The organism is Streptomyces sp. SAS_281, assembly GCF_052542855.1.
Window position 1 is genome coordinate 10,359 of sequence record NZ_JBMNDO010000067.1, and the last position, 17,590, is coordinate 27,948.

General features: G+C 72.2%; 15 protein-coding genes and 1 riboswitch. Of the genes, 11 read left to right on the plus strand and 4 right to left on the minus strand.

From position 1 onward, the window contains the following. Positions 1 to 58 precede the first annotated feature (58 nt). The 5 genes from qcrC (at position 59) to ACN6LM_RS23720 (ending at position 6,502) form a co-directional block, all read left to right on the plus strand. Entirely contained in the window at positions 59 to 868 is an 810-nt protein-coding gene (qcrC, locus tag ACN6LM_RS23700) for a cytochrome bc1 complex diheme cytochrome c subunit (protein WP_445067397.1), read from the plus strand. After that, positions 865 to 1,920, plus strand: coding sequence for a cytochrome bc1 complex Rieske iron-sulfur subunit (gene qcrA / locus ACN6LM_RS23705; RefSeq protein WP_164399453.1), 1,056 nt, complete (start codon positions 865 to 867; stop codon positions 1,918 to 1,920). Before qcrC ends, qcrA begins: the two co-directional genes overlap by 4 nt. Then, positions 1,917 to 3,563 carry a cytochrome bc1 complex cytochrome b subunit gene (qcrB, locus tag ACN6LM_RS23710; RefSeq protein WP_445067398.1) on the plus strand — a complete coding sequence of 549 codons (1,647 nt, stop codon included), beginning with the start codon at positions 1,917 to 1,919 and terminating at the stop codon, positions 3,561 to 3,563. Before qcrA ends, qcrB begins: the two co-directional genes overlap by 4 nt. 122 nt (positions 3,564 to 3,685) lie before the next feature. Further along, complete coding sequence (gene trpD, locus ACN6LM_RS23715) at positions 3,686 to 4,750, plus strand: anthranilate phosphoribosyltransferase (protein WP_445067399.1); 1,065 nt, start codon at positions 3,686 to 3,688, stop codon at positions 4,748 to 4,750. Positions 4,751 to 4,831: 81 nt separating this feature from the next. Further along, a riboswitch (SAM riboswitch) is annotated at positions 4,832 to 4,949 on the plus strand. A 176-nt stretch (positions 4,950 to 5,125) separates the two neighbouring features. Further along, positions 5,126 to 6,502 carry an aminotransferase class V-fold PLP-dependent enzyme gene (locus ACN6LM_RS23720; protein ID WP_445067400.1) on the plus strand — a complete coding sequence of 459 codons (1,377 nt, stop codon included), beginning with the start codon at positions 5,126 to 5,128 and terminating at the stop codon, positions 6,500 to 6,502. Between the two features lie 13 nt (positions 6,503 to 6,515). On the opposite strand, the gene ACN6LM_RS23725 is transcribed toward ACN6LM_RS23720, so the two are convergent. Together ACN6LM_RS23725 and ACN6LM_RS23730 are read right to left on the minus strand one after the other, a co-directional pair. Beyond that, entirely contained in the window at positions 6,516 to 6,797 is a 282-nt protein-coding gene (locus ACN6LM_RS23725) for an Lrp/AsnC ligand binding domain-containing protein (protein WP_164399449.1), read from the minus strand. Beyond that, entirely contained in the window at positions 6,794 to 7,531 is a 738-nt protein-coding gene (locus ACN6LM_RS23730; protein WP_445067401.1) for a rhomboid family intramembrane serine protease, read from the minus strand. The genes ACN6LM_RS23725 and ACN6LM_RS23730 overlap by 4 nt, the downstream gene beginning before the upstream one ends. A 159-nt stretch (positions 7,532 to 7,690) precedes the next feature. Between ACN6LM_RS23730 and ACN6LM_RS23735 the strand changes: the two genes are divergently transcribed. The 5 genes from ACN6LM_RS23735 to ACN6LM_RS23755 all read left to right on the plus strand — a co-directional run bounded on the left by ACN6LM_RS23735 (position 7,691) and on the right by ACN6LM_RS23755 (position 13,182). Continuing rightward, complete coding sequence (locus ACN6LM_RS23735) at positions 7,691 to 7,933, plus strand: hypothetical protein (protein WP_018104398.1); 243 nt, start codon at positions 7,691 to 7,693, stop codon at positions 7,931 to 7,933. 38 nt (positions 7,934 to 7,971) lie between these two features. Further along, positions 7,972 to 9,333, plus strand: a complete 1,362-nt coding sequence (locus ACN6LM_RS23740) for an NYN domain-containing protein (RefSeq protein WP_445067415.1) — start codon at positions 7,972 to 7,974, stop codon at positions 9,331 to 9,333. Positions 9,334 to 9,621: 288 nt separating this feature from the next. Next, positions 9,622 to 10,647 (plus strand): NlpC/P60 family protein, encoded by a 1,026-nt coding sequence (locus ACN6LM_RS23745; RefSeq protein WP_445067402.1) that lies wholly within the window; start codon positions 9,622 to 9,624, stop codon positions 10,645 to 10,647. A 236-nt stretch (positions 10,648 to 10,883) separates the two neighbouring features. Continuing rightward, positions 10,884 to 11,915 carry an NlpC/P60 family protein gene (locus tag ACN6LM_RS23750; RefSeq protein ID WP_445067403.1) on the plus strand — a complete coding sequence of 344 codons (1,032 nt, stop codon included), beginning with the start codon at positions 10,884 to 10,886 and terminating at the stop codon, positions 11,913 to 11,915. A gap of 28 nt (positions 11,916 to 11,943) precedes the next feature. Beyond that, complete coding sequence (locus ACN6LM_RS23755; RefSeq protein WP_445067404.1) at positions 11,944 to 13,182, plus strand: hypothetical protein; 1,239 nt, start codon at positions 11,944 to 11,946, stop codon at positions 13,180 to 13,182. On the opposite strand, the gene ACN6LM_RS23760 is transcribed toward ACN6LM_RS23755, so the two are convergent. Beyond that, positions 13,139 to 14,404 carry a glycosyltransferase 87 family protein gene (locus tag ACN6LM_RS23760; RefSeq protein ID WP_445067405.1) on the minus strand — a complete coding sequence of 422 codons (1,266 nt, stop codon included), beginning with the start codon at positions 14,402 to 14,404 and terminating at the stop codon, positions 13,139 to 13,141. The genes ACN6LM_RS23755 and ACN6LM_RS23760 overlap by 44 nt on opposite strands. 108 nt (positions 14,405 to 14,512) lie before the next feature. Between ACN6LM_RS23760 and ACN6LM_RS23765 the strand changes: the two genes are divergently transcribed. Beyond that, on the plus strand, positions 14,513 to 15,655 hold the full coding sequence (locus ACN6LM_RS23765; RefSeq protein ID WP_445067406.1) for a glycosyltransferase family 4 protein: 1,143 nt from the start codon (positions 14,513 to 14,515) through the stop codon (positions 15,653 to 15,655). A 57-nt stretch (positions 15,656 to 15,712) separates the two neighbouring features. Here the strand turns inward: ACN6LM_RS23765 and ACN6LM_RS23770 are convergent, their stop codons facing one another. After that, positions 15,713 to 17,509 carry an AMP-dependent synthetase/ligase gene (locus ACN6LM_RS23770; RefSeq protein WP_445067407.1) on the minus strand — a complete coding sequence of 599 codons (1,797 nt, stop codon included), beginning with the start codon at positions 17,507 to 17,509 and terminating at the stop codon, positions 15,713 to 15,715. Between the last annotated feature and the right edge of the window lie 81 nt (positions 17,510 to 17,590).

Below are 17,590 nucleotides of genomic sequence, written 5' to 3' on the forward strand. Positions count from 1 at the left end.
GCCCGAGCCCGAACCACATCCAGCATCGACGCAGAAGATCCTGACACCGGGGTAATCCGTGAAAAAGCTCTCCGCACGACGACGCCATCCGTTGGCGGCGGTCGTCGTACTACTCCTCGCGCTGGCGGCCACCGGGGGGCTGTACGCCGCGTTCGCGCCCGCGAGTAAGGCGCAGGCCGACGACACCGCCCAGTCCCTCGCCATCGACGAGGGCAAGAAGCTGTACTCCGTCGGTTGCGCCAGCTGCCACGGAACCGGCGGTCAGGGCACCTCCGACGGGCCGCAGCTTGTCGGCGTGGGCTCCGCCGCCGTGGACTTCCAGGTCGGTACGGGCCGCATGCCCGCGCAGCAGCCTGGCGCCCAGGTACCGAAGAAGAAGGTCATCTACAGCCAGGCCGAGATCGACCAGCTCGCGGCCTACGTCGCGTCGCTCGGCGCCGGTCCGGTCGTCCCGACCAAGAGCCAGGTCAGCCCTGAGGGTGCGGACATCGCCAAGGGTGGCGACCTGTTCCGTACCAACTGCGCGCAGTGCCACAACTTCACCGGCAAGGGTGGCGCACTGACGAACGGCAAGTACGCGCCGGACCTGGACGGCGTGGACCCGAAGCACATCTACGAGGCCATGCTGACCGGCCCGCAGAGCATGCCGTCCTTCCCGGACTCGACGATGCCCGAGAAGCAGAAGCGGGACATCATCGCCTACGTCAAGACCGTGAACGGCTCCGAAGCCGAGTCCCCCGGCGGCCTCGCACTCGGTGGCCTGGGTCCGGTCAGCGAGGGCCTGTTCGGCTGGATCTTCGGTCTGGGCGGTCTGATCGCAGTTGCCATTTGGGTCGCGGCCCACACCGCTAAGGCCAAGAAGTCATGAGTAGCCAAGAGATTCCAGAAGAGAACCTGCCCGACGAGCAGGGCGCCGCGCACGACGCGGTAGACAAGGCGCACGACGACCCGTTCGCCGACCCGGGGCTGCCGGCCCACAAGCCGCGCATCCAGGACATCGACGAGCGGGCCGCGAAGCGCTCCGAGCGCACCGTCGCGTTCATGTTCCTGTTGTCCATGCTGGCGACGGTGGGCTTCATCGCCTCCTACGTCATCTTCCCGGTCGACAAGATCGTCTTCATCTTCCCGTTCGGTCATGTCAGCGCGCTCAACTTCTCCCTGGGTCTGACCCTGGGGCTGGCGCTCTTCCTGATCGGCGCGGGCGCCGTCCACTGGGCGCGCACCCTGATGTCCGACGTCGAGGTCGCCGACGACCGGCACCCCATCGAGGCGTCGCCCGAGGTCAAGGCGAAGGTCCTGTCCGACTTCGCGGACGGCGCGCGGGAGTCCGCGCTCGGCCGGCGCAAGCTGATCCGCAACACGATGTTCGGTGCGCTGGCCCTGGTGCCGCTCTCCGGCGTGGTGCTGCTGCGCGACCTGGGTCCGCTGCCGGAGAAGAAGCTCCGCAAGACCCTGTGGGCCGAGGGCAAGCAGCTCGTCAACATGAACACGATGGAGCCGCTGCGCCCCGAGGACGTCGTCGTCGGTTCGCTGACCTTCGCCATGCCCGAGGGCCTGGAGGAGCACGACGAGGACTTCCAGACGCAGATCGCCAAGGCCGCCCTGATGATCATCCGCATCGAGCCGGACGACATCAAGGACAAGCGCGAGCGCGAGTGGGCGCACGAGGGCATCGTCGCCTTCTCGAAGATCTGCACGCACGTCGGCTGTCCGATCAGCCTGTACGAGCAGCAGACGCACCACGTGCTCTGCCCGTGCCACCAGTCCACCTTCGACCTCTCCGACGGCGCCCGCGTCATCTTCGGTCCGGCCGGCCACGCCCTCCCGCAGCTGCGGATCGGCGTGAACAGCGAGGGCAACCTCCAGGCGCTCGGTGACTTCGAAGAGCCCGTCGGTCCTGCATTCTGGGAGCGCGGATGAGTACTGCGACGAACACGCCCGGCGCAGCGGCGCCGGGCAACCGCAAGGCGCCCGCCGGTGAGCGGGTGGCCGACTGGGCGGACGGCCGGCTGGGGATCTACTCCCTCGCCAAGGCCAACATGCGCAAGATCTTCCCGGACCACTGGTCCTTCATGCTCGGTGAGATCTGCCTCTACAGCTTCATCATCATCATCCTCACGGGTGTGTATCTGACGCTGTTCTTCCACCCGAGCATGAACGAGGTCGTTTACCACGGCCCGTACGAGCCCATGCAGGGCATCCGGATGTCGGAGGCGTACGCCTCGACGCTGGACATCAGCTTCGACGTCCGCGGTGGTCTGCTGGTCCGGCAGATCCACCACTGGGCCGCGGTCATCTTCCTGGCCGGCATGTTCGTGCACATGATGCGCGTCTTCTTCACCGGCGCGTACCGCAAGCCGCGCGAGATCAACTGGCTGTTCGGCTTCCTGCTGTTCGTCCTCGGCATGTTCACCGGTTTCACCGGTTACTCGCTGCCGGACGACCTGCTCTCCGGTACGGGTGTCCGCTTCACCCAGGGCGCGATCCTGTCGACGCCGATCGTGGGTACGTACATCTCGATGTTCCTGTTCGGCGGGGAGTTCCCCGGCGGCGACATCATCGCGAGGTTCTACTCGATCCACATCCTGCTGCTGCCGGGCATCATGCTCGGGCTCGTGGTCGGCCACCTGATCCTGGTCTTCTACCACAAGCACACCCAGTTCGCGGGTCCCGGCAAGACGAACAAGAACGTCGTCGGCATGCCGCTGCTGCCGGTGTACATGGCGAAGGCCGGCGGGTTCTTCTTCCTGGTCTTCGGCTTCATCGCGATCATCGCGGCGATCGCCTCCATCAACCCGATCTGGGCGATCGGCCCGTACCGTCCCGACCAGGTGTCCACGGGCGCCCAGCCGGACTGGTACATGGGCTTCGCGGAGGGCTTCGTCCGTGTGATGCCGGGCTGGGAGATCAACCTCTGGGGCCACACGCTGGTCCTGGGTGTCTTCATCCCGCTGGTCCTCTTCGGTGTGGTGCTCGGTGCGCTGGCCCTGTGGCCGTTCATCGAGTCCTGGATCACCGGCGACAAGCGCGAGCACCACATCCTGGACAAGCCGCGCAACGCGCCGACCCGGACGGCCCTCGGTGTCGCCTGGGTGACGATCTACTTCGTCATGCTGATCGGCGGCGGCAACGACATCTGGGCGACGCACTTCAGCCTCTCGCTCAACTCGATCAGCTGGTTCGTCCGTATCGCCTTCTTCGTCGGCCCGGTCATCGCGTTCGTCGCGACCCGCCGGATCTGCCTCGGCCTCCAGCGCCGCGACAAGGAGAAGGTGCTGCACGGCCGCGAGTCGGGTCTCATCAAGCGCCTGCCGCACGGTGAGTTCGTCGAGGTCCACGAGCCGCTGTCGCCGGAGGCCCGGTACAAGCTCACCGCGCACGAGCAGTACAAGCCGCTCGAGATCGGCCCGACGGTCGACGAGAACGGCGTGGAGCGCAAGGTCTCCGCGATCACCAAGGTCCGGGCGCGGCTCAGCAAGAGCCTGTACGGCGAGGACAACCAGATCGCCAAGCCCACCACCGAGGAGTACAAGGAGATCACCAGCGGCCACGGCCACCACTGATCACCCGTTCTGACCGCCACGGCGAGAGCCCCGTCCATCCGCTGGACGGGGCTCTTTGCCGTCCCCGGGGGCTCGATAGGGTGGAGCCCTTCCTTATCGGCTGTGGACCCCAGGAGCGGACCATGAACGTTGTGACCCCGGACGGCGGCGACAGCGTGGCGGCCTTCTCCTGGCCCAGCGTGCTGATCCCCCTGCTGCGCGGCGAGGACCTGAGCGCCGACGCCACCGCGTGGGCCATGGACCGCGTCATGAGCGGCGAGGCCACCGACGCGCAGATCGCCGGTTTCGCGGTGGCCCTGCGCGCCAAGGGCGAGACCGTCACGGAGGTCTCCGGCCTGGTGCGTGCGATGTACGAGCACGCCACGACCATCGACGTGCCCGGCCGGACCGTCGACATCGTCGGCACCGGCGGCGACATGGCCAAGACGGTCAACATCTCCACCATGTCCGCCATCGTGATCGCGGGGACCGGCGCCAAGGTCGTCAAGCACGGCAGCCGCTCCGCCTCGTCGGCCAGCGGCTCGTCCGACGTGCTCGGGAAGCTCGGCGTCAACCTGGAGTTGTCCCCGCGGCGCGTCGTGGAGGTGGCCGAGGAGGCGGGCATCACCTTCTGCTTCGCGGTGAAGTTCCACCCCGCCCTGCGCCACGCGGCCAAGGCCCGTGCGGAGCTGGGCGCGCCCACCACGTTCAACATCCTCGGGCCGCTCACCAACCCGGCCCGGGTGCGTTCCCAGGCGATCGGGGTGGCCGACCTGCGCATGGCCCCCATCGTCGCGGGCGTGCTCGCCGAGCGCGGCAACTCCGCCCTGGTGTTCCGGGGCGACGACGGCCTGGACGAGCTGACCACCACGGCGACCTCACGGGTCTGGGTGGCCCGGGACGGCGTGGTCCGCGAGGAGTCCTTCGACCCGCGCGACGTGGGCGTCGACCTGGTCCCGGTGGAGGCGTTGCGCGGCGCCGACGCCTCGTACAACGCGGATGTGGCGCGCCGGCTGCTGGCCGGGGAGACCGGGCCGGTACGGGACGCGGTGCTGCTCAACTCGGCGGCGGCGCTGGTCGCGCTGGACCCGGGAGAGGGGTCGCTCACCGAGCAGATCCGGGCCGGTATGGCGAAGGCCGCCGAGTCCATCGACTCGGGTGAGGCCGGGCGGGTGCTGGAGAGATGGGTCGTCGCCAGCAACGCGTGAGCGCGGCGATGTGAGCGGGGCGCGGTCCGGATCGCGGACTGCGCCTTGCGCGTTCCCGTACGTATGGCAAGATGCTGCGCAGGTCATGAGTGACAGCGACTACGGCCCCGGCCCGCTGTCCGGCAACCCTCCGTCCGTGGCGGGGTGCCCCGGGTGAAGACCGGGCCGCAGGCAGCGAGGTCTGTGGCAAGCGCGGACCCCTCGACGTCGCGTGACGTCCACCCGTGGGGTCCTTGGTCCTCAGGGAGCCTCTTGTGAGCAAGCGAATGCGTTAGGGCCCGAGGCCCTTCTCCGCACACCCCTCTTCTCTTTCACTCCGTGCTGCCGCGTATCCGCCGGCGCGCGGAATTCGCCTGCCTGTTACGGGAGTTCGCCATGTCTGTCTACACCGCTGCCGCCGACCAGTCGCTTTGTGCCCCGCTGCCGGTTCTGGGCGAGGATGTCCTCGTCCCGCTGGTCACCGGCGGCGAGGTCGGCTACGCCGCGCTGGACTACGCCGCGAGCGCCCCGGCGCTGAAGCGGGTCTGGGACGACGTGGCCGCGTACGCCCCGTACTACGGCAGCGTGCACCGGGGCGCCGGGTACCTCTCGCAGCTGTCCACGGACCTCTTCGAGTCCAGCCGGGCCACCGTGGCGGAGTTCCTGGGCTGCCGTCCCGAGGACCAGGTGGTCTTCACCCGGTCCACGACGGACTCGCTGAACCTGCTGGCCGCCGCGCTGCCCGCCGACTGCCAGGTCTTCGTCTTCGAGACCGAGCACCACGCCTCGCTGCTGCCCTGGCGCGACGCCCACGTCACCTACCTGAACGCCCCGCGCACCCCCGCCCAGGCCGTCGCCACCCTGGAGCGGGCCCTCTCCGACCGGGAGCCCTACGGCCCCGCGCTGGTCTGCGTCACCGGCGCCTCCAACGTCACCGGCGAGCTCTGGCCCGCTCGGGAGCTGGCCGCCGCCGCCCACGCGCACGGTGCCCGGATCGTCCTGGACGCCGCCCAGCTCGCCCCGCACCACCCGGTGGACATCGCCGAGCTGGACGTGGACTGGGTCGCCTTCTCCGGGCACAAGCTGTACGCGCCGTTCGGCTCGGGCGTCCTGGCCGGCCGGGCCGACTGGCTGCGCGACGCGGAGCCGTACCTGGCCGGCGGCGGAGCGTCGCGCACGGTGGCCCGGCGCGCGGACGGCGGCGTGGACGTCGAGTGGCACACCACCGCGGCCCGCCACGAGGCCGGCTCGCCCAACGTCATCGGCGTCCACTCCATCGCCTCCGCCTGCAAGGCGCTCACCGAGGCCGGGTTCGACCGGCTGGTCGCCCGCGAGCAGCGCCTCGTCCGCGAGGTCCTGACGGGGCTCGCCGAGGTCCCCGAGGTCAAGGTGCTCTCGCTGTTCGGCGACGACGCGCCGCGGGTCGGCGTGATCTCGTTCGTGGTGGAGGGCTGGAACAGCTCCCACTTCGCCGCCGCCCTGTCCGCCGAGTACGGCATCGGGGTGCGCGACGGTCTGTTCTGCGCCCACCCGCTCGTGCGCACCCTGCTCGGCAGCGACCCGGGCGAGGCGGGGGAGTGCGGCGCGCCGGAGGCCCGGCCCGGCGAGAGGTCCCTGAACGCGATCCGGGTCAGCTTCGGCGCCGGGACCCCGGACGAGCACGTCGAGCGCTTCCTGCGCGCGGTCCGGGAGCTGGTGAGCGACGGGGCGCGCTGGAAGTACCGCACCGAGGACGGCCGTTGCGTGCCGGACCGGGGCGCCGCCCAGCTCTGAGGACCGGGCGGCCCTACGCGTCCAGGCCGATGGAGAACGCGGCCTCCAGGTCGTGCTGCGAGTACGTGCGGAAGGCGACGTGGGTGTCGGTCCCCTCGACGCCCTGGATCTTGCTGATCCGGCCGGGGATGACCTCGGCGAGGTCGTCGTGCTTGGCCACCCGGACCATGGCGATCAGGTCGTAGGTGCCGGTGACCGAGAAGACCTCGCTGACGCTGTCCAGCGCGGCGATGGCCTCGGCGATCTCGGGAATCCGGTCCACGCTGGTTTTGATGAGCACGATCGCGGTGATCACGGCTGTGTTTCTCCCTCGGTGGCCGTGGCTGGAGACTTCACTCTAGCGTTACGCCCATAACGCACCCAGGCGTAGAGGAACCCGGTCGCGAAGCCCACCACGTGCGCCAGGTACGCCACACCCGGGCCGCTTCCCGCGCCCTCGGCGGCCAGCCACTGGAGTACGAACCAGAAGATCAGCACCACCCACGCCGGGAAGCGCAGCGGCAGGAACAGCAGGAACGGGAAGACGCTGGTCACCCGGGCCCGGGGGAAGAGGTAGAGGAACGCCCCGAGCACCGCCGAGATCGCCCCGGACGCCCCGACGAGCGTCTGGTCGGACGTGGCGTGCGCGGCGGCGTACGCGAGCAGCGCGAGGTAGCCGCAGCCGAGGTAGAACAGGGCGAACTCGGTGTGCCCCATGCGCTCCTCGGCCATCGCGCCGAACACGTACAGGAACAGCATGTTGCCCAGCAGGTGCAGCCAGCTGCCGTGCACGAAGAGCGCGGTGAACGGGGTGAGCAGGGCGGGCGCCGAGCCGTCCCACAGCTCGCTCGGGATCACCCCCCACCGTTCGAAGTAGCCCGCCTGCGCGGCGAGCAGCGCGTCGGCACCGCCGCGCACCGGGACGAAGCCGGAGAGCGGGCTGATCACGAAGACCGCGCAGCACAGGGCGATGAGGGCGTACGTCACCGGTGGCCCGCCCGAAGTGGCCGCGCGCAGGAGCCTGCCCGCAACGGCCCGCCGATCGATCATGGACAGAGCATGACGCAAACGGAGCGAACGGGACAGACCGCCTCGCCGTGCCGGCGGTAAGCGCCGAGGCCGTAGGGTGACAGGTGGACATCCGCAGTTCGACGGCGCACCGCGAGACCCTTGTCCGGCAGCTCACGGCTCGACGAAAGAGGACGCACGATGACGACCGTTCCCCAGCCGACCGACACCACTCGCTGGCGCTGCACGCTCTGCGGGAACCTCACGCGCTTCGACGTGACGCGGTCCTCGAAGGTCGTGGAGTACGTGCACCTCGACCTGGCCGGTGAGTCGAGCGTCGAGGAACGCGAGGTGGTCAGTGAGACCATCGAGTCGGTCCGTTGTCGTTGGTGCAACGCGGTGGACCAGATCGAGCTCGTCGACAGGCCGGGTGCCGACTCCTGAGGGGGCCGGGCGGAGACAACACAATGGGGTGACGGATGGTGGAGCAGCCCGAGGGCGGCGCCGCGTCGGCCGACGGGGCCGATGACGCCGTGGAGGCGCTCGACCGCCCGCTGCCCGAAGGGGTACGGCGCCGGGTCGTCGCGCTGGTGTCCGACGCGTTCGGCGGGCTCACGGTCGCCGAACTGCCCGCCCAGCTGAGGCAGTACGCCCGTTTCACGGCGTCGCGCCGCGCCAAGTTCGCCGGGAACGCCATGGCGGCCGCCGTGGCGAACGACGAACGGTTCCGCCACCGCATCGGTGACCGGCTCAGGGAGGCCCAGCCGGAGCTGGCGGGTGCCGTGGAGTCCGGCGCGCCGCCCGCCGCAGCCGACCCGGTGGACGTGGCGGCGGCGGCGTACGTCCTGCGCCCCGAGGGCTGGGTGAAGCTGGTCGCTGCGGCCGGCGAGGAGGTCCAGCGCGCCGACGCCGAGCGGGCCGGCGAGGAGAGCCGGCGCGAAGTGGCGCGGCTGCGCGAGGAGCTGGCCGAGGCCAGGGCCCAGACGAAGAGCGAGACGGAACGGCTCCGCGCCGAACTGGACGCCGCCCGCAAGGAGGCGGACTCCCTCCAGCGCAAACTGCGCAGCGCGCTCAGCGAGGTCAAGCGCGGTGAGGCGGCGCTGCGCAGGTCCAAGGCCGAGACCGAGACCGTACGCGCCGAGGCGGCCGCCCAGGTGTCCGCCGCGGAGAGCGAGACCCGGCGGCTGAGGGCGCGGCTCGGGGAGGCGGAGGCGTCCGTCGAGGCCGGCCGCCGGGCGGCCCGGGAAGGGCGCTCCGTCGAGGACATGCGGCTGCGGCTGCTGCTGGACACGGTGCTCGAAGCGGCCGGCGGGCTGCGGCGGGAACTGGCGCTGCCGCCCTCGTCGATGCGGCCGGCGGACAGTGTGGACGCGGTGGAGCCCGGCCGGATGTCGCCCAAGGACATCGCGGCCAGGGCCCTTTCGGAGACCGACCCGGCACTGCTCGACCAGCTCCTGGAGCTGCCGCAGGCCCACCTGATCGTGGACGGCTACAACGTCACCAAGACGGGTTATCCGCAGATGCCGTTGGAGAAGCAGCGGCTGCGGCTGCTCGGCGGGCTCTCGGTCCTCGCGGCGCGCACGGGTGCCGAGGTGACGTGTGTGTTCGACGGGGCGGAACTGGCCGCCCCGGTGCTGCTGGCGCCGCCGCGCGGGGTGCGGGTGCTGTTCAGCAAGCCGGGGGTCACCGCCGACGAGCTGATCCGTCAACTGGCGCGCGCGGAGCCGCCGGGACGGCCCGTGGTGGTGGTCTCCACCGACCGCGAGGTGGCCGACGGAGTGGCGAAGGCGGGGGCCAGACCCGTTGCGTCCGCCTTGCTCCTGAAGCGGCTTTCGCGGGTTTAGCGCCTCTTGCGGGGAGTTCGCCCGAGATCAGGGAACGGTCCGTCAAGTCGTCGCTACACGCCGTGGGGTGCGGGCAAAGAAGTGCCGTGTGTGACGAGATTTTTCCTGCGAGGATTTGAACTGATCACAAGATGGTCACTAGGGTCGGGCCTCGAACCTTCGCGCGGTCGATCACCCATCCGGGGTGGCGGCGAAGGAACCGCCGAGTCCGTGATGTGCACGGAGCCGGGGATCTCTCCTCCCCCCACAGATCCGGTAGGCGGCTCGAGGAAGAAGGAGCTCGCCTTCGTGGCGTCCCACCGTCGTCCCAAGCAGCCGAGCCGCACTCGTGTGACCGTGCTCACCGCGACCGCAGCCGCGGCCGTCGCCCTGTCCTCCCAGGCCGCTCACGCCGACCCCAAGCCGACCAAGAACGAGGTCAAGGCGAAGGTCGACGATCTCTACCACCAGGCCGGAGCGGCCACCGAGCAGTACAACGGGGCCAAGGAGAAGCAGGAGAAGCTCGAGAAGCAGATCAGCGCGATCCAGGACAAGGTGGCCCGCGGCCAGGGGGAGCTGAACCAGCTCCGTACCGGCCTCGGTTCCCTCGCCGCCGCGCAGTACCGCTCCGGAGGTATCGACCCCTCCGTCCAGCTCTTCCTCTCCTCCGACCCGGACAGCTTCCTGGACCAGGCGTCCGCGCTCGACCAGCTGACGGCCAAGCAGACCGAGGCCCTGTCGAAGGTCCAGGAGAAGCAGCGGGCCCTCGCGCAGCAGCGCAAGGAGGCCCAGGACAAGCTCAGCGACCTCGCCTCCGTCCGCAAGACGCTCGGCGAGAAGAAGAAGAAGCAGCAGGAGAAGCTGGCCGAGGCGCGCCGCCTCCTCAACACCCTCACCGAGGCCGAGCAGGCGAAGATCCGGCAGGACGAGGCCCGCGCCAGCCGTGACGCGGGCGCCCGCGTCGACCTGGGCAACGAGGCCCCCGCGTCCGGCCTCGGCGCCGCCGCCCTCAACGCCGCCGCCACCCGCATCGGGAAGCCCTACGTCCCCTCGGCCACCGGCCCCAACTCCTTCGACTGCTCGGGCCTGACCATGTGGGCCTACGCCCAGGCCGGCGTCAACATCACCCGCACCACGTACACCCAGGTCAACCAGGGCCACCGGATCGGCGTCAGCCAGCTGGCCCCCGGCGACCTGGTCTTCTTCAACGGCAACGAGCACGTGGGCCTCTACGCGGGCGGCGGCCAGGTCCTGCACGCCCCGTACCCCGGCGCCTACGTGCGCTACGAGTCGATGAGCACCATCGGCAGCATCTACGCCGCCGTGCGCATCTGAACCGCGCCCGAACGGGCGAATTTCCGCGCCCCGTACTGACGCCCGCCCCGCCGGAGACCACAGGTCACCGGCGGGGCGTCACTGTGTGTGGCCCCCACCGGTCCGGCGTGTCTTTGTCCGCTCCGTGATCACGCGGCTACTGTCTGCCTGCTGTCGCGGCTCCCGTACGTCGGTCCGCCCACCCGGGCGGCAGGGCCGCGCGCGTCTGTGTCCAGCGGAAGGGAGTGCGGCGTCCTGTGGGGTCCCATCGCCGTTCCACACAGCCCGGTACCGGCCGCGGTGCCCGGGCCACCGTCCTGACGGCGGCGGCCGCGACCGCGGCCCCGACACTCGGCGCCGCCACCGCGAACGCCGAGCCGCACGACACCCCGCAGTCCGCCGGGGCCCGCGTCGACCACCTGTACGCCGAGGCCGAGCGCGCCACCGAGCAGTACAACAGGGCCGGCGAGGACGTGACCCGGCTGCGCGGCGAGGTGAGCCGGGCCCAGGACCGGGCCGCGCGGGGCCAGGAACGCATCAACCGGATGCGCGAGGAGCTGGGCTCCGCGGCCCGGGCGGAGTACCGGGCGGGCGGCATCGACCCCGCGCTGGCCCTGCTGCTCACCTCGGACCCGGACAGCTACCTCGACCGGGCCGCCGCCGTCACCATGGCCGACGCCCACCGGGCCACCGCCCTCGCCGAACTGCGCAAGGCCCAGCGGGCGCTCGCCCAGGTCCGGACCGAGGCCGCCCGCTCGCTGGCCGGCCTGGAGCGCGGCCGGGAGGCCGTCAGCCGCCACAAGCGGACCGTCGAACGCAAGCTCGCCCGGGCCAGGCAGCTGCTGAGGTCGCTGCCGGCCTCCGAGCGGGCCGCCCTGGCCCGCGCCTCGCGCGACGGACGCGACCCGGGCGCCGGGCTGCTGGCCGGGCTCCCGGCGGGTTCCTCCCGCGCTGCCGCGGCCGTCCTGGCGGCACAGCAGGCGCTCGGCCGGCCCTACGTGTGGGGCGCCAGCGGGCCCTCCGGGTTCGACTGCTCCGGGCTGATGCAGTGGGCCTGGGCCCAGGCCGGGGTGAGCCTGCCCCGGACCTCGCAGGCCCAGCGGTACGCGGGGCACATGGTGCCGCTGTCCGAGGCCCGCCCCGGGGACCTCGTCGCCTACCGGGCGGACGCCAGCCACATCGCCATGTACGTCGGGAACGGCCAGGTCATCCATGCTCCGTACCCGGGCGCCCCGGTCCGCTACGACCCCGTCGGCATGATGCCCGTCTCCTCGGTCACCCGGGTCTGACCGCGGCGACAGCCCGTACGCTCGTCATGTGGTCGAACGGGTGCGCAGGCGAGGCGGGCGGCGGGCGGCGGGTGCCCTGCTCGCCGCGCTGCTGTGCGCCGCCGGCTGCTCCGCCCCGGCCGACCGGGCGCCCGACAGCACCTCCCGGGGCGTCCGCGCCACCCTGGACCGGCGCGCCGCCGCCGTGCTCCGCCACGACCCGGCCGCCTACGCCGCCGCCGTCGCCCCGGACGCCACCGCGCTGCGCACCGCCCAGCGCCGGGAGCTCGCCCGGCTGGCGGACGTGCCGCTCGGCTCCTGGGCGTACCGGCTGACGCGTCTCACCCGGCACGGGGCGGACCGGGTCACCGCCGACGTCACGCTCGGCTACCGGATCGCGGGCTACGACAGCGCCCCGGTCTCCGTCGACCGGGTGGTGGACCTGGCCCGCGACCCGGCGGACGGCCGCTGGTACGTCACCGCGGACCGGGCCGCCGACGGCAGCGCCGGGCAGCTGTGGGAGCAGGGCGACGTCGAGGTGGTGCGCGGAAGGCACAGCCTGGTCCTGGGCGTCGGACGCTCCCGGGACGAGCTGGACGCGATCGCGGCGACGGCGGACGAGGCGGTGCCCGCGGTCTCCGCCGCCTGGCCGGAGCGGTGGGCGGGGCGCGTGGTGGTGCTGGTGCCGGACAGCGTGACGGAGATGGGCCGGCTGCTCGGGTCGCCCGCCTCGAACTACAAGGGCATAGCGGCCGTCACCACCGGCGAGACCGGCACCACCGGGAAGGCCCCAGCCGACCGGGTGATCGTCAACCCGGAGGCGTACGCCCTGCTCGGCGGCTTCGGGCAGCGCGTCGTCCTCACCCACGAGACCGCCCACGTGGCCACCCGCAGGCAGACCTCGCCGGCCACCCCGACCTGGCTCTCCGAGGGCTTCGCGGACTGGGCGGCCTACCGGGACCGGGACCGGACCGCCGAGGAGATCGCCCCCGAGCTGGCCGACGCCGTCCGGGCCGGTGACGTGCCGGCCGGGCTGCCCGAGGACGAGGACTTCGCCTTCGCGGGGGACGCGGACCGGCTGGCGAAGGCGTACGAGGGCGGCTGGCTGGCCTGCGAGCTGATCGCCGCCCGCTGGGGCGAGGACAAGCTGTTCGCCTTCTACCGGGCCGTCGGTGCCCACCACGGGCGCGACGGGGCGGTCGAGGACGCCCTGCACGAGGTGCTGGGCACGACTCCGCAGGACTTCACGGCGCGCTGGCGGGTGTATCTGCGCGACCGGCTCGACTGAGCACGGCCTCCGCCGCCTCCGGTACCGGCTCGCGCCCCGGGGCCCGTACGACCGTGTCCCGCCACAGCCGCAGGGCCGCCAGCACGCACGCGGCGACCAGCAGCCCGTTGCGCAGGAACATCAGCGTCAGGCCCTGCGCGTCGCTCGACACCACATGGACGAAGCCGATCGGGAACTCCAGCTGCGTCACGCCCGTGGCCGCCACCACCAGCAGGGCCGGCCACCCCATCCGGCTCTCCCGCAGCACCAGGCACACCGCCGCGAGGCCCACCAGCCACAGCATGTACTGCGGGCTGATGACCCGGCTCGTCGTGGTGAACAGCAGCACCGCCGTGAACGCCGCGTCCGCCGGCGTACTCACCCCGAACGTCCGCGCCCGCAGCCGCCACACCAGCAGCCAGCCGAACGCGGCCACGCTCAGCCCCAGCGCCAGCGTGCTCACCAGCGGCACGTGCGGCCCCAGGAACTCCAGCGAGCCGTAGTGCAGCTCCACCCGGCCCTCCCAGCCGAACTGCCGCCACACATGGAAGACCAGCGCCCCCAGCGACTCGACCTCGGTGCCCCGGTCCCGCTGGAAGCCGAGGAACGCCAGCGCCCCCGGCGCCGCCGCCACACACGCCAGCAGCAGCCCGGCCGCCACCGCCGCCGCCGTCGACCACGCCAGCCGGGTGGCGCGCCCCCGGGCCGTCCCGGCCAGCAGCAGCGCCGGCCACACCTTCAGCAGCGCCCCGAACGCGGCCAGCGCCCCCAGCACCCGGGGGTGCCGCAGCCCGGCCAGCAGCGCCGCCACCGCCACGGCCGTCACCATCACGTCGTACCGGGCGTAGGCGGTCGTGCCGAGCAGCGGCACGCCCGCCACCCACACCCACACCCCGGCCGCCCGGCGGCCCGGACCGTCGCTCGCGCGCAGCAGCATCCCCAGGACGAGCGCGTCGCACAGGAACGCCAGCACGAAGAAGGCGGTGGCGTAGTCCAGGAACGGCAGCAGGCCGGGGGAGAGGACCGCCAGCGCCGCCACCGGCGGGTACTGCCAGGTGACGTCGGACTGCGGGTAGGTGCCGGAGCGCAGCACCTCGGACCAGCCGTGGTAGATCACCGACACGTCGCTCGTCACGTCGAGCCCGGGCGGGGTGACCACCTTGGTCACCCAGAGCAGCAGCACCGCCCTGGTGAGCGCCCACACCGCGAAGGCCGCCGGACGCGTGCCGCTGGAACCCGTCATGACCTGCCCTCACCCGTCCTGTGCACCGTACGAAACAGCCATGATGCCCGTACGCCCTGTGCGCGGGCCATCAGGCACGGCCGCCGGGGCCCGGTACTGTCGGCGGCGATGGACAAGACCTTGATCGTGACCAACGACTTCCCGCCCCGCCCGGGAGGCATCCAGGCGTTCCTGCACAACATGGCGCTGCGGCTCGACCCCGACCGGGTCGTCGTCTACGCCTCCACCTGGAAGCGCGGGGCCGAGGGTGCGGCCGCCACCGCCGCCTTCGACGCCGAGCAGCCGTTCACCGTCGTCCGCGACCGAACGACGATGCTGCTGCCGACCCCGCGCGTGACCCGGCGGGCCACGGAGCTGCTGCGCGCGCACGGCTGCTCGTCCGTCTGGTTCGGCGCCGCCGCTCCGCTCGGCCTGATGGGCCCGGCGCTGCGCGAGGCGGGCGCCCGCCGCCTCGTCGCCACGACGCACGGCCACGAGGCGGCCTGGGCGCAGCTGCCCGCGTCCCGGCAGCTGCTGCGCCGGATCGGCGAGGGCACCGACACGCTGACCTACCTCGGCGAGTACACCCGCTCCCGGATCGCCGCGGCGCTCAGCCCGGCAGCCGCCCGCCGCATGGTGCAGCTGCCGCCCGGGGTGGACGAGAAGACGTTCCACCCGGACTCCGGCGGCGGCGGGGTCCGGGCCCGGCTCGGGCTCACCGAACGCCCGGTCGTGGTCTGCGTGTCCCGGCTGGTGCCCCGCAAGGGCCAGGACACCCTGATCCTCGCGATGCCCGCGATCCTGGCCGCCCAGCCCGACGCGGTCCTGCTGGTCGTGGGCGGCGGGCCCTACGAGGACGAGCTGCGCAAGCTCGCCGCGCGCACCGGGGTGGCGGACTCCGTGCGGTTCACCGGTGCGGTGCCCTGGTCGGAGCTGCCCGCGCACTACGGGGCCGGGGACGTCTTCGCGATGCCCTGCCGGACCCGGCGCGGCGGCCTCGACGTGGAGGGCCTGGGCATCGTCTACCTGGAGGCGTCCGCGACCGGGCTGCCGGTGGTGGCCGGTGACTCCGGCGGCGCCCCGGACGCGGTGCTCGACGGCGAGACCGGCTGGGTCGTGCGCGGCGGCGAGCCCGGCGAGGCGGCGGAGCGGATCACCGCGCTGCTGGGCGACGCGGAGCTGCGGCGGCGCATGGGGGAGCGGGGCCGGGCCTGGGTCGAGGAGAAGTGGCGCTGGGACCTGCTCGCGGAGCGGCTGCGGGAACTGCTCTGATACGTGGGCGGGGGGGGCCGCACCGGTGTGGTGCGGGCCCCCTCGCCCACGTGAGGCTCACGAGCGGTAGATCGACTCCACCTCGTCCGCGAAGTCCTTCGCCACCACGTTCCGCTTCAGCTTCAGCGAGGGCGTGATGTGGCCCGCCTCCTCGGTGAACTGGGCGCCCAGAACGCGGAACTTGCGGACGGACTCGGCCTTGGAGACCGCCGCATTGCCGTCGTCCACCGCGCGCTGCACCTCGGCCAGCAGCTCCGGGTCGTCGCGCAGCGTCAGCGCGGTCGAGCCGGCCGGCTTGCCGTGCTCCTCGGCCCAGCGGCCCAGGAACTCCTCGTCCAGCGTCACCAGCGCGCCCACGAAGGGCCGCCCGTCGCCGACCACCATGCACTCCGCCACCAGGGCGTGGCCGCGGATGCGGTCCTCGATGACGGCGGGGGCGACGTTCTTGCCGCCGGCCGTGACGATGATCTCCTTCTTGCGGCCGGTGATCGCGAGGTAGCCGTCCTCGTCCAGCGTGCCGATGTCCCCGGTGTGGAACCAGCCGTCCGCCAGCGCCTCGGCCGTCGCCGCCTCGTTGTTCCAGTAGCCGGAGAACAGGTGCTCGCCGTGGAGCAGCACCTCGCCGTCGTCCGCGATGCGCACCACGGAACCGGGCAGCGGCTGGCCGACGGTGCCGATCTTCTGCCGGTCCCACGGGTTGAAGGCGGTGGCCGCGCAGGACTCGGTCAGGCCGTAGCCCTCCAGGACGGTGAAGCCGATGCCCCGGTAGAAGTGGCCCAGGCGCTCGCCGAGCGGGGCGCCGCCGGAGATGGCGTGCTCGCCGCGCCCGCCGAGCACCGCGCGCAGCTTGCCGTAGACCAGGCGGTCGAAGACCTTGTGACGGAACTTCAGGCCCAGCGAGGGGCCCTGCGGGGTGCCCAGCGCGCGGCTGTAGGCGATGGCCGTGTCGGCGGCCTTGTCGAAGATCTTGCCCTTGCCGTCGGCCTGCGCCTTGGCGCGCGCCGCGTTGTACACCTTCTCGAAGACGCGCGGAACGCCGAGGATCAGCGTCGGGCGGAACGCGGCCAGCTCGTCGGTGAGGTTCTTGATGTCCGGGACGCAGCCGAGCTTGATCGGTGCCATCACCGAGGCGACCTCGACCAGCCGCCCGAAGACGTGGGCGGCGGGCAGGAAGAGCAGGACGGAGCACTCGCCGGTACGGAAGAGGGGCTTGAGCCGTTCCACCACGTTGCCGCACTCCGCGAAGAAGCTGCGGTGCGTCAGCACGCAGCCCTTGGGGCGGCCCGTGGTGCCCGAGGTGTAGACGATGGTGGCCGGGTCGTCCGCCCGGGCCGCCGCGCTGCGCAGGTCCACGGTCTCCTCGGAGACCCCTTCGCCCTCGGCCCGGAGCGTGTCGACGGCGCCCTGCTCGATCTGCCAGACGTGCCGCAGGCCGGGGAGCCGGTCGCGCACGGAGGCGACGGCGGCGGCGTGCGTGTCGCTCTCCACCAGGACCGCGACGGCCCCCGAGTCGCCGAGGATCCACTGCACCTGCTCGGGCGAGCTGGTCTCGTACACCGGCACGGTGACCGCGCCCGCGCTCCAGATCGCGAAGTCCAGCAGCACCCACTCGTACCGGGTGCGCGACATCAGGGCGACGCGGTCGCCGGGCTCGACGCCCGCCGCGATCAGGCCCTTGGCGGCCGTCCGGACCTCGGCCAGGAACTGGACGGCGGTGACGTCCGTCCAGACGCCCGCCACTTTGCGGCTCATCACCGCGACATCGGGATGCTGAGCGGCATTGCGGCGGATGAGATCCGTCAGGTTGCCGTCCGAGGGGACCTCGTACAGGGCCGGAAGGCTGAACTCGCGCAAGACTGCTGCTCCTCATCGGGCTCCGGTGCCACGGCTCTGTGTGACGCACCGGCGCGGTCCAAGATGGCGGGTGCTCAGTGG